Source organism: Faecalicatena faecalis, from assembly GCF_012524165.2.
GTDB classification, from domain to species: domain Bacteria; phylum Bacillota; class Clostridia; order Lachnospirales; family Lachnospiraceae; genus Faecalicatena_A; species Faecalicatena_A faecalis.
The window spans coordinates 93,949-106,728 of record NZ_JABACJ020000014.1 but is presented as its reverse complement, the minus strand read 5'-3'; the positions used below and the strand labels follow the sequence as shown (position 1 = coordinate 106,728).

11 protein-coding genes are annotated in these 12,780 nt (G+C 34.5%); all 11 read right to left on the bottom strand.

All coding sequences use genetic code 11. From position 1 onward, the window contains the following. Positions 1-19 precede the first annotated feature (19 nt). The 11 genes from HGO97_RS14725 to HGO97_RS14675 all read right to left on the bottom strand — a co-directional run bounded on the left by HGO97_RS14725 (position 20) and on the right by HGO97_RS14675 (position 12,758). On the bottom strand, positions 20-1,099 hold the full coding sequence (locus HGO97_RS14725; RefSeq protein ID WP_216243071.1) for a hypothetical protein: 1,080 nt from the start codon (positions 1,097-1,099) through the stop codon (positions 20-22). Between the two features lie 35 nt (positions 1,100-1,134). Then, on the bottom strand, positions 1,135-2,256 hold the full coding sequence (locus HGO97_RS14720; RefSeq protein WP_216243069.1) for a glycosyltransferase: 1,122 nt from the start codon (positions 2,254-2,256) through the stop codon (positions 1,135-1,137). 55 nt (positions 2,257-2,311) lie between these two features. Further along, on the bottom strand, positions 2,312-3,199 hold the full coding sequence (locus tag HGO97_RS14715; protein ID WP_216243067.1) for an NAD-dependent epimerase/dehydratase family protein: 888 nt from the start codon (positions 3,197-3,199) through the stop codon (positions 2,312-2,314). A 30-nt stretch (positions 3,200-3,229) separates the two neighbouring features. Further along, on the bottom strand, positions 3,230-4,534 hold the full coding sequence (locus HGO97_RS14710) for an ATP-binding protein (protein ID WP_216243065.1): 1,305 nt from the start codon (positions 4,532-4,534) through the stop codon (positions 3,230-3,232). 26 nt (positions 4,535-4,560) lie between these two features. Further along, positions 4,561-5,556 carry a hypothetical protein gene (locus HGO97_RS14705; RefSeq protein WP_246597465.1) on the bottom strand — a complete coding sequence of 332 codons (996 nt, stop codon included), beginning with the start codon at positions 5,554-5,556 and terminating at the stop codon, positions 4,561-4,563. Next, a complete protein-coding gene (locus tag HGO97_RS14700) occupies positions 5,537-6,334 on the bottom strand; it encodes a sugar transferase (protein WP_216243063.1) in 798 nt (265 codons plus the stop codon). The genes HGO97_RS14705 and HGO97_RS14700 overlap by 20 nt, the downstream gene beginning before the upstream one ends. Before the next feature lie 49 nt (positions 6,335-6,383). Next, a complete protein-coding gene (locus HGO97_RS14695) occupies positions 6,384-7,583 on the bottom strand; it encodes an ATP-grasp domain-containing protein (protein ID WP_216243061.1) in 1,200 nt (399 codons plus the stop codon). Between the two features lie 23 nt (positions 7,584-7,606). Then, positions 7,607-8,710 (bottom strand): DegT/DnrJ/EryC1/StrS family aminotransferase, encoded by a 1,104-nt coding sequence (locus tag HGO97_RS14690; RefSeq protein ID WP_216243059.1) that lies wholly within the window; start codon positions 8,708-8,710, stop codon positions 7,607-7,609. Between the two features lie 66 nt (positions 8,711-8,776). Continuing rightward, on the bottom strand, positions 8,777-10,030 hold the full coding sequence (locus HGO97_RS14685) for a hypothetical protein (protein WP_216243057.1): 1,254 nt from the start codon (positions 10,028-10,030) through the stop codon (positions 8,777-8,779). 236 nt (positions 10,031-10,266) lie between these two features. Beyond that, the gene (locus HGO97_RS14680) at positions 10,267-11,736 is read right to left on the bottom strand and encodes a flippase (protein ID WP_246597464.1); all 1,470 of its coding nucleotides are present in this window, start codon (positions 11,734-11,736) and stop codon (positions 10,267-10,269) included. Continuing rightward, positions 11,736-12,758: a glycosyltransferase family 2 protein gene (locus tag HGO97_RS14675; protein WP_216243054.1), complete on the bottom strand. Its 1,023-nt coding sequence runs from the start codon at positions 12,756-12,758 to the stop codon at positions 11,736-11,738. The genes HGO97_RS14680 and HGO97_RS14675 overlap by 1 nt, the downstream gene beginning before the upstream one ends. Positions 12,759-12,780 lie beyond the last annotated feature (22 nt).

The following is a 12,780-nucleotide window of genomic DNA, read 5'->3' as shown; positions in this document are numbered from 1 at the left end:
AAAGATTTTGTTTTCAAAACTATATATTATCTCCTTTTACTATTGCATGATCGAATATTGCATTTAACGCATACGATAAATAATAACCGCTTCTGATTTTGTCTCCGACCCGTTTAACATTCTCAAGCATTTCATTATACTCTTCGTCACTAATCTTTTCGATTATATCACCAATATCAAGTAAACTATCTACTACAATTCCCAGCCCCTTACTTTGTATAAATTCAGCCAAAGCTGCCTCTCGCCAAATGATTACGGGCATATTTGAGGCCAGAAACAAACTACATTTATGTGGATTATTATATTTAATATATTCCCCCATGTTGCCTCGACATCCTTCTACTTCTATGCCATCCCATACTAAACCAAATGCTCCCTCCAGCTTTTCAGGCAACTCATCCGGCGAGCACTGTCCATAATATTTCACATTTGCATTCTCTATAGCTCCGTCGAAATTAGGTCCAAATAAATTCAAGTTGAAATCTAAATCTTTTTTTTCTATAAGTCTATATAAATACTCGCATTTATGCCTTACTAAATTACCAGCAACCACTACTGATTTAGTTCTTATTCTTTTTTCAGGCAAGAATGAAGTGTGCAGATAGTCAAAAATTTGCAATGGAATTAACCTCTCTTCTTCAAACCCTCTATCAACAAGATATTGCTTCATTGTTTTATTATGGCAAATAATAAAATCCGCTTTCTTAAGCAATACTTCATCTGCTAAATAACTACGTCCCTCTAAACACTTCCCATCCTCTAAGCCACTACTTTTTCTTAATGATTCTAAATCATGTATTAAAATAATAAATTTTGTTCCTTTTCTTCTTTTGCATATATCAATAAATCTATTAGCCACTAAAATATTCTCATTTGGATGTTGCAGCAATACCCAAGAGTCTTTTTGTATAGAGGACATCAAATTCCACCAATTCTTTAATCCTACAAAGAATGCAAAAAAACGAGTAATATTAACATTTTTATATGATTTAGAGGGTGTAAATACAACCTCCTGTGCTCCCAAATTATGAGCGATTTCAGATACATCATCAGGAGCTTTAACTCCTGCGGTTGCCTGGTTGTGTTTATGAATTGCCATGCAATAAAAATTCATTTATTTCCCTCCATTATACCTTACACACATTTACAATAAAATTCCTCTAATTTTTTAGCTTCTAATTTAATATCATATCCCTTTTCTCTGATTACCTCCGACTGATCTCTGCGAGTAAACTCACGTTTAGAAATTACAGCCGCTGCCCACTCGGACACCGACTGATTCAAAGATAAGGCATCAAACATTCCCAATATATCCATCTCTGAAATGGTATCAGACATAACCCCTGGCAGACCTGAACATTGCGCTTCTGTTGTCGCTACACTAAATCCCTCAAATTTGGAAGGAAAAACAAATACATCCATGGCCAAAAGATAATCTGGCACATTAGGAACAGCACCTGTAAATATAATATTTTCTTTTATCCCCATTTTTTCTGATAGTTTCACTATCTTTTCGTGTTCTTCTCCATCTCCCAACATAATTAATTTAGCATCTGGAATATCTTTTAATACTTCTTTAAATATTTCCAAAACTAATTTTTGGTTTTTCTGCTTCACATCCTCATAACGGCCAACATGACCTAATGTAAAACTATCCCCTAATAATAACTCTTCCCGCATTTTTAATCTTTGTTCCATATTATACTTAAAACGATCTATATCAATTGCATTATTTACAATTGTAACTTTCCCTTTTAATAAGTTTTTCTTTCCAAAAACTGTTTCCGCTGCTCTTTTACCACAAGCAAAATAATGCGTTGCATTCATAGTATTAAATTTTAGCCCTATTCCATATATCTGTTTAACTAGCTTACTTTTCTTTGCAAAGGCATTATCATAATCACCATGGGAATGTAAAATGCGTACTTTAATTTTGTAGTTTCTAGCAAAAAATAATGGTAATAAATTTTCTGGAAAGTGATTATGTACAACATCAAATTTATAGTTTCTAAATAACTCAGTATACTCTAAAAGGTTTCTTTTACTTATTTTGTGCCCTTGTACATAACTTAATCTATGTATAATAAACCCCATATTTTCGAATACTTTTTGCTTCTTTAAATCTGGCGGTATATGAGTTACAATATGTAATTCAAATTTTGTTCGATCCATATTTGAAAAATAATTTTCGATTACTTTTTCAACTCCACCATTATGAAATCCCAGAATAAAATGGCATATTTTAACTTTTTTCATTTCTTATCTATCCCTTTCACTTCCTAAATCAATCCTCTAAACCGCAAAAATCTTTTTACTGTTTATAAGCTTGAACAATTTTTAAAATACTTTCTTCTAATGTCATTCTGGGCGAATATCCTGTATCACGCATGATTAGTGCTGAATCTAAAGTCGTGTTTAATTCCGATTCCGCCACAGCAGTATCTATTTCTATCTTTTTTCCATAATATTTTTCCATAACATCTGCTATGACATTTGCAATATCATGTAAAGAGTATGCATTCTCGCTGCCCAAATTATAAATACCTTTCCATGTTTCGAATGGAATTTTTAATAATCCAATAATACCTTTTGCCGCCTCTTCAACATCTAAAAATCCAAAACGTTGGTTTCCATCTGCAATACATAGTTTCCCAGTTTCAAAAGCTTTCACCACTAATTTATTAGTAACACGCTGATCAAATCCTGGACCTATTAGACTCGCTAATCTAATATTAGTGTGTGGAACATTTTCGCAGATAACTTTAACTAATAATTCAACCGAATATTTACCAAGGGCATAGATAGATTCCAGACAAACCGGACATGACTCTGTAGCTGGTATTTTCCTATTCTGATCATATAGGCTTTGAGAAGAAATATTAATGACAGCACTTACATTTAATCGTACTGCAGATTGTAAAACACTTATGATATATTCTAGCCCATCCTCAAGTTGATCTCCATTGATATTCCTTGGATAAGCACAGTTAATCAGCACATCTATGTGCCCTACGGAATTAGCATTTTGAAATAATATGTCCTTAGGACATACTACCACTTGATGTTCTTGTGCATATTTTCTCTCCAATTTAGCCGTCTGTGAAGTAATTGCAAATATATAATTACTCTTATCCCACAATAATTGCCGCAATAGCTCTTGTCCTAAAAACCCTCCTGCTCCCGTTATTGCTATTCTCATCCTGCTATCCCTCCATCTATAAATAATACACTATAAGATTTCTATATCTTTTAGAATATCTTCAAACTCTAACCCAGGAAGCAACAAATTTTCATCCTGATCAGATAAAATATTTACATGCTTTTCAATCAACTCAATCAAATTCTTTAAAGATTCCAAATTATCAGCCGTCCCTAAAACCCTTAATGTTATTTGTGCTAATAATCCTTTCATCTCTTCTGTAATCTCTTCTCCTGCATCATGTGCTATTACGGCATCTATCACCTGAGGAATTTCTAATAATTCTTTCATTCCCAAAATTTTTTTAATTTTGCCCGGTTTAGCTAAAAAAGATAAATTAAAACCATATCTATTAAAATGCGGATTTATCTTATTAGCCACATCTTGTTCACACATTTTTCCAGTCAAAGCAAAACGAATCATCATTTCCAACGGATCATATCCACATACTTTTTGTAAAATCTTATATTCCAAAGAACCCGTTAGACGATATCCAATATCATAAACTATACATTCGTCATTTTCAATTTTGCACTGCATGAACATCATTCCATTCTTGATGCCTACAAAAGATAACATTTGTTTTACATTTTCCTCTATATCTTTCTGATACTTAGATAAAATATTAGAAGGAAATGTATATCCTACAGGCAACGGAATAACCCCTTCTTGACTATTTTTCATATGCCTATTTCCCAAAGCTGTCAAATAATATTTTCCGTCATCAAAAAGCCAAAAAACTGTCGCCTCTTTTCCTAATAGATATCTTTCCACTAATATTTTCCCAGAACTAGAAAATTGACTTGCTTTTTGATATGCTTCTCGCAGTTCTTCTTTTGAATAACATATTGTAATTCCTCTGGCTCCACTACTATCTGCTGGTTTTACAAGAACAGGATATTTTATTTCACTTGTACTTTCTTCAAAATTTTCTAAGTCAACAGCATACTCATCAACTGTAGGAACATGAAATTTTCTACATAATGCCTTATATTTATCTTTATTTATAAAAATGTCAAACTGTTCTTTTGTTCCATATGAAGGTAGTCCCGTTCTTCTGCAAATTTCTGCATAATATGGCAATAGCATATCAACAAATCCTACGATGACCCCATCAATGTTTTCCTCTTCAATCAGTTTCACAACAGCATCAACATCTGTTGTACTTACCATAAATGATTGATCGGCTATTCTTTTTCCTGGTGAATCTTCAATTTCATTATAATCTGTTACAACAACATAAACCCCTAGTTCCTGTGCCTTTTTTATGATTTCACACGAAAGCTGTGCTCCTCCCAAAACTAATAGCTTTTTGCCCTTCAATATATTATCCATTCTAAATACAGACTCCTTCATATTTACTACTTTTCTAATCCTTTAATCAACGTACATACATATTCCAATTCTTCCTCTCCATATCTTTGGTCGCACGGAATAGGAATAATTTGTTCCGCCAGTTTATACTCCAAGGAAGATGCATCTAAAGTTTCTAAAACATTTGGCCATAGTGTGGGAATATATATCTTCTTTTCAATCAATTTCTTCTTAATACTTGCACCGTTTTCAAGCATTAATGGATAAGCAAATGCCCCTTCAACTTTTTTTGGATTTAAGAGATTCCTGTTACCTAGTTTATCTGAAACATAAGCATAATTATCCGTTCTGATTTTCTTAATTCGATTATAGTCAAAACTATGTAAAAGATTCTGTGTTAATTTTGACATTTTTTTTATTGGCTCTGATTCAAATAGAACATTATTGTTAACATATTCATCGTAAAATTCTGAAGCTTTTCTTTCATATCTCCCTAACAGAAAGTGCATCCGTTCGAAGGATTCATCTTGTTCAATCCCTCGCTCTAACAAGGAATCGGTATATAAAAAAGCACCATCCGGCACCCCAAAAAACTTACGACATGTATATAAAGTATCAATTCCCTCTACAGGCATATCAAAATATGCCTGTGCATTATCTACAATAATCCTTAAAAACTGTTTCTGTAGTGCCAAAATTTGTGATGACGATACTTGTCCATAATAATTAACAACATACAGCCATTCATCATCATCTAATAAAATATTCTCTGGTAAAAAGCTTTCATTAACATGATAATAATGAATCTCAATCCCATAAGATTTGCAAAGTTTTATAACCGAATCACATAAAAAATATGGCAGTGATATTTTTTTGATTTTTTTAGCTTCAATTAAATATGCTAAACAATTTCTGCCACAGTTAAGTGCCACGGCTTTTTCATGTAACATAGGTAATAAATAATGTTCAAATTCAATATATCCACCTATTTCTACCATAACCTTATTAACCTTCCTCGTATTATCATCTGCACTTACTTTCATCTAAACAGGCATCTATATATTCTTGTGGAATCTCTTCCATATTAATTGCTCTTCCATTTAGATCATATCCCATAAAAGTCCCACGTCCACCACTTGCTCGTATACTTGCATTTTTACGATTTAAAGCATACTGAAATAGCCGAATCACCATCTTACAATCTGTCAAAAAACTTATATTTTCCACATACCAAACATCATTTTCAAACTGCTCCTGCCAAGTCCATTCATGATCACATTTTTCCCTTGGAGGACACTCCAAGCCTGGACGAACCGCAAAACGCATTTTATGTCTTTTATTATATCTATCATAATACTCTGGCACTAATGGACGAGGACCAATCAGACTCATATCTCCCTTAAAAACACTCCAAAAATTTAACAACTCATCCAAGGAAGTTTTTCTAACAAAATGTCCAAATTTCGTAACTCTTTTCTCGGGAGAAAGCAGTTCCCCCCTCTCATCCGTTGTATTCTTCATATTACGAAACTTAATTATCTCAAATATTTTCCCATCTTTCCCAATTCGTTCTTGTCTAAAAAAAATAGGATTTCCCACATCAAAAAAAGTAACTATTCCTAATATAAGATTAATAGGGAGCGTTATAATCAATGCAATAGCAGATAGTAGTATATCAAACATTCTTTTTATATATTTAGAATATATCGTTGTACGCGGATGCACCTCTTTACATTCTAAATTAACTTTTTCCAGTCTATCTTTTGCCAGTGAATCTGCGATTTTCCAACGCATAATTTTTGTAAGTTCTGTTTTCCCCATTTCTTATATCTCCATACTGTATTCATTAGTATAATCTTGTTACTATAAACTATTTAACTATTACTTTTACATACTTTCTTATATCTGCTAATTTTTCAGACAACTCTATTTGACTTTCAAACTTCATTACTAATGTTCCTATTGTTTCATTAGCACCAGTAAAGGCATGTATTATATCTCCAGGTTTCACCCACAAATCTTTCTCCACGACATATTTTTCTTCAAACAATGGATCTATTTCTAAATGGCTAAACAAACCATCCTTATCACCATGCAATATATATTCCGCCCAAGCACCATCATATACGGGATTTTTTAGTTTATCTAGAGGTAATCCTACTGCCGCTTTTACACTATTTAATATCATATCTTCACCACTTGCCAATTTCACTATTTCTGCCAGCCTATTTCCTCCTCCTCGTGGTGAAACCTCCATAATGTAAGCATTACCATTTTTTCCTACTCTAGTCTCCACATTATATATAGCCGTTTTTAAATTTAATAGCTTAATTAATCGATCTATTTCAGCTCTCAATTCTTCAATCTTACAAGATGGCATATCTGATGGCCAACTATATGCAGCAGGAGTATAAGGATTTTTTGCCCTCCCATCAAAATACTGACATGAAAAACTGGCACATACTAACTGATTATCTATAGAAAAACAGTCTGAATCAGAAGAATGCCCCTCTTGCTCTATAAATTCCTCAACAATAAATCGTCCCGTTTTTGAATAACTTTTTGCATGATTTATTGCTTCATCTAAATTTAAGATATCCTCAACCTTTGTAACACCTTTACTTCCCGCTGAATCTACCGGTTTTACAATCACAGGAAATCTAAATGTACCAATCTTATCTATGACTTGATCTTTATTTTCACCTCCTACTGATTGTGGTACATTAAAACCATTCTTCCTTAAAAACTCACGAAACAAATCTTTATTCTGTAGAATTTCTACAGAATCATAAGGACAAAAAGATAAACCTAATTTCTCTGCTACATAAGCTGCTACGATAACACCAGGGTCTGTGGCAAACGACATAATGCCATCTATATTCAGCTCATATGCTAATTTCAAGACAGCATCTTTATCAATAATGCTCACGTTATGATATTCATCAGCATATTGATGACCAATATTATCAGGAAGATAATCACAGGTTATTACATAAATTCCTAATTTATGTGCTGCCTTTATTACAGGAATAATATATCTTGAACCACCTAATAATAATAACTTTTTCATAATCACTCTCCATTTTTAAGTATTTAGTCTAAAATTAAATCACATATTCTATCCACATCTTCAAATGCTAAATCTTCATACATCGGAAGAGCCAATACTTCTAAAGAAACCTTATGAGCAATAGGTGTATGCATTTCTTTATACTCTTCCTTGTAACACTGCATTTCATTTACAGCTGGGAAGAAATATTTCCTAGTATTTATCCCATTTTTTCTAAGATATATTTGAACCTCATCTCTCCCTTTTCCAAAAAGTTCCTTATCGAAGCACACTGGAAAATATGCATAATTTGGCTTAACATTAGGCTGTATCTCAAGCAGTTTCAACCCGCTTCTATCTTTTAGTCTCTCATAATATCGTTTATATACTGCTTCCCTTTTTTCAAAGCATTCATCAATATGTCGCAAATTGCAGATTCCCATTGCGGCTCTAAACTCATCCAATTTAGCATTTGCACCTATATCCGTCACATCCTCTGGGCCTTCAATTCCAAAATTTTTCAAACAATGGAGTTTTCTTCTATAAGACTCATCTTGAAATGAAATTGCCCCACCTTCGATACTATGAAAACATTTTGTCGCATGAAAAGAGAACATGGTTGCATCTCCAAAGTTTCCAACTCCAATATTTCTATAAGTAACACCAAATGCATGGGCTGCGTCATAAATAACTTTTAAATTGTACTTTCTTGCTATTTGTTCTATTGCTTCTACATCACATATGCTACCATAAACATGAACCGGTATAATTGCTACTGTATTTTCAGTGATTAAATTTTCTATTTTCTTTGGATCAATTGTATAGTCATCTGATTTAATATCACAAAATACTGGCTTTAACCCATTTCTAACTATCGCATGAGTAGTAGATACAAATGTAAATGGTGTAGTTATAACTTCTCCCCCTGCTTTGTTCAAATCTAAAGCTTGAATTGCCATTTCTAAAGCCATATGCCCGTTAACAAAAAGTGACAAATAAGGAACTCCCAAATAATCTATCAGCTGATGCTGAAATCTTTTATACACGACTCCCATGTTAGTCAAACATCGGCTTTCAAATATCGGTTTTATTTCCTCTATATATTCCTCAAATTTTGGCATTGACGATTGTGTTACTTGAATAGGCATTTTTATCCCCCTTGTATTTATTCTTTATATTTTCTATAAATTTTTATTAATATCTTTGTGATATATCTACATCCTTAACGTCTCATCACAAATTTTTCTTTCCTCTCTGTTTATCTTTTTATTTTTAAAATTTTCTACGCTCTGAAAGGATGCAAATGGCAAAATGATAAACACATTGTAATAAAATTCGAAAAGATGATGCTCCATAACAGAATGCAAACATATTACCACTATCAACCCCAATATATAGAGATTACTTCTGTTTTTTAACATAATAATTTCTAAAATTAATAATACCACTATAAAAATAAGCAGACCATATCTCATCAAAATGTTAATATATGAACAGTCTATAAAAGTATAATATGCCGGTTTTTCCGTTGATCCTCCATTTCCTACCATATCTACATATTGTCCTAAAATCTGTATGTCATAATTATCAAAAGTCCTTTTTCCCAATTTTAGTCTTTCCGTCGTCACCTTATTTAAAAAAGACATAATCTGATTATTAGGATTATAAAAACGACATAACAATATCATTACTGGTGCAAATATAATTGGAGAACCTAAACATACCCACTTTATTAATTTTGAAGGATAATATTTCTTATTCTTTTTAACAGCAATATAATCCATTACCTTCAGATAAATAACTCCGCCAACAATAAGTAATATTCCTAACTCACTATTTCGTGAATCACAGTTAGCAGCAAGGAATACTACTAATATAATCATTCCGCCCAATTCAAATAAACTGCATTTAACTTGTCTCAATAAGACCCATGCAACAACAACAAAAAAAACATGCGCAGCAAAATCTGTTGGATAGACAAACCCAAAAGACTCTCTTATTCTTCCTTCCTGATTGTATATAAGATTTGTGACTAATTCTAACCGGGCCGCAATCATAGTCCAGATTATAATCGGTACACTTACTCCCAAATATACTTTTAAAATTTTCTTATAGTTTATTTTATATGCACCTACGATAAGTAACGCAGTATCCAATAGTTGTCCATAACCTGTGTTGACTCTTACTACAATAAAAAAAGCTAAGATAACTGCAATGAATATAGCTTCTTTGGCTTCTGCACATTCTAATACTGCAAATTTATAAAACACCACAACTCCAAGAGTTAATTCTAAATACAGCAAAAACTTGTCTGGCCACTGATTATTAAACATTGTCGTATATGAATCATAATAGAGCATAAAAATTCCAAACAAAAAGAGGTATGCATTCTCTATTATTTTTTCATTTTCCAAAATATTGTTTTCAATTTTATTCCTATGCTTTAGCCAATCTTTTAAGCTCTGCATTAAAGCCCCTCCCAAATCCAAATGCCTCAATTTATATTTATAAATTCACCTATGTAAAATTTTCAATTTTTCCTATTTGACCATAATAACATCCATTTAAATTCTTTATTTGTATCAACAATATACCACTTCAAATTATAACATATGCCCTTATATATTTCTACTTCTTTCGACATCATACTTTGACGATAAAAAATGTAATTATTTCAAGACTTTTCCATCTGCTCTTCCATTTCCTATCTCCTGTTCAGTTTATTCCTAATCATCTGAATACTGTTTTCCAGTGTCCCACACACAAAGCTTTCTTTCTGCAGCATGAGCATTCCTCCATAGATTCCGAAGAACACCACTGCCGAAATAAGCAGATTCAAAAACAGACTCTTAATATCCAGCCAACGTATCAGTCCTCCTCCGGCCATTGCAAGGATCAATGCCACGAATACTTTCCTGATACTGATATCCTTGACAATCTTTGGAAGGGTATCTTTCAGGTAAATGCACTGCACCAGCAGGACGACAAGTTCTGCTACTGTTGTTGCGATTGCCGCGCCATCCGCTGCAATATACGGAATAAGGACCAGATTTAATACAAAGTCCGTCACCGCTCCAGCCAGGATGGAATACAGAACCTTTGACTCACGCCCGGTAGGGGTAAGCACCTGGATTCCCGTCACATTCGAAAGCCCGATCAAAAGCACTGTAGGCATCAGATATTTCATCGGGGCGATTGCTCCGTAAAAATCTGCTCCGGCCAATAAAAGAATGGATTCCTTCGCATACATCCAGAAGTAGACCGTCACACCCGCGCCCAATAATACAACAAAATTGCAGGCCTTTGCAATAATCTTGTAAAATTCGTCCTTATTTCCCTTCTCCGCATAATAAGACAATCTGGGAAGAAGAACCGTTCCTAAAGAAGTAATCAGGGTGGACAGAACAGTTTTTACCTTAATTCCCGCACTGTAATATCCCACATCTACATTTGTCTTCATCATCCACAGCATGACCGTATCCAGATTCGTGTAGACGCTGATTCCTGCAGATGTTGCAAAAAAAATCATGATCGGCTTTAAGTGCTCCTTAAAATGATACTGCTGTGTCTTCTTAAAATCGACATATCTGCGCAAGCGCAGGAAGTTCAGGACATAAGAACCGCTTCCTGCAAACACGCTAATTGCTCCATAAATGATATAATCATCCGGGCTTTTTACCATCAGAAACATGAATATGATGGAAATCACTTTAAAAATCAGCGTCCTGCTTGCAATATATCCGTACTCTTCCAACGCGCTGTAGAGCCAGGATACACCGATTACATTCAAAATTAGAGACACACTGTTAATCATGAGAAGTTCTTTTTCCGCCGCGAACTTCGGGACAACAGCCAGCAGGACTAAAAATACCGCATAAGTCAATACCGTAGTCACGGTATTGACAATCATCAATTCCTGTACGGTCCTGGATAGTTCCTCCCGGTCATCCCTTACCCTTGCACATGCACGGATTCCGTAAGTAGGAATGCCCAGAGAAGCGAACATCGCAAAATATGACAGCACAGATGCTGCAGACGATACCGCCCCGCTTCCGGCTGCCAATAGTGTCCTGGATATATACGGGAAGGTAATCAACGGGAAGATGATAGAAGACGCCGTCAATATAAAATTCATAATGAAGTTAAACTTCACCGAATTTACCTTCAGAGCCATTACTTTTCCTCCATCCCGTTCCGTTTTTTCCCCATCGCCATAATTTTTCTGTAACCCACGAAATTTAATCGGCGCAAGAGCTTTAATGTCCCGCTCTCTTCACCTGATTTCTCATATATTACTCTGTTGGTGTCCTGAATCTTTTTGTCGAATTCTATGAACATTGCCTTGACAGAATCATCCTCCACTGGATAGCTCATGAAAATCGTCACCTGATCTCCAATCATCTGTGCAATCCGTTTGGAGATAAAGGAAAGCTTCTCCGGCTCAGCCTGGCTGTCCTTTTCATATCTGCCGTAAAACTCTGTCAGGTGGCAGATCACATCCATATGGTTCTGGATATGCTTCTGAAACCCTTGCATGCTCACGCTCTGTGTTGCCTGCGCCAGACGGTACATATAGATAAACAGATCATAATATGCTACAGTCTTCACATAAGGCAGCGGATACAGAATGTATTCTACATCTACATAAAAGCTATGCTCATCCAGACGGATATGATTTTCTTTCAGGATACTGCTTTTAAAAATCAAGGCATGCATGGATGGCTGAACCCGTCCTGCAATCTCCTTGAAATCCCAGTGTCCCTCCCTGCTTTCGTTGAGCAGATCTTTGTATTCTTTCTTCGTTTTTTCTCCGGTCTGGTCATTGACTTCATAGTAATTTGTAACCACATAATCTGCTTCGCAGGATTCCAGCTTTTCTATCAAAATCTTAAAATCCTCTGTATTTACCCAGTCATCGCCATCCACTACTTTAAAATATTTCCCGGTGCATTCCTCAATTCCTCTGTTGATCGTGGAACCATGTCCACCGTTTTCTTTCGAAATCACACGGAAAGAACCCGGATATTTTTCTTCAAAACGTTTTCCAATCTCGGCCGTGCTGTCCTTTGAACCGTCATCCACGATAAGTACCTCAATCGCATCCAGGATACTCTCTTCTATAAAAGACTCCAGCGTCTGTTCCAGATATTTTTCCACATTATATGACGGAATGACAATTGATAATATTTTTCCCATATTAATCTTACAATCCTTTCTT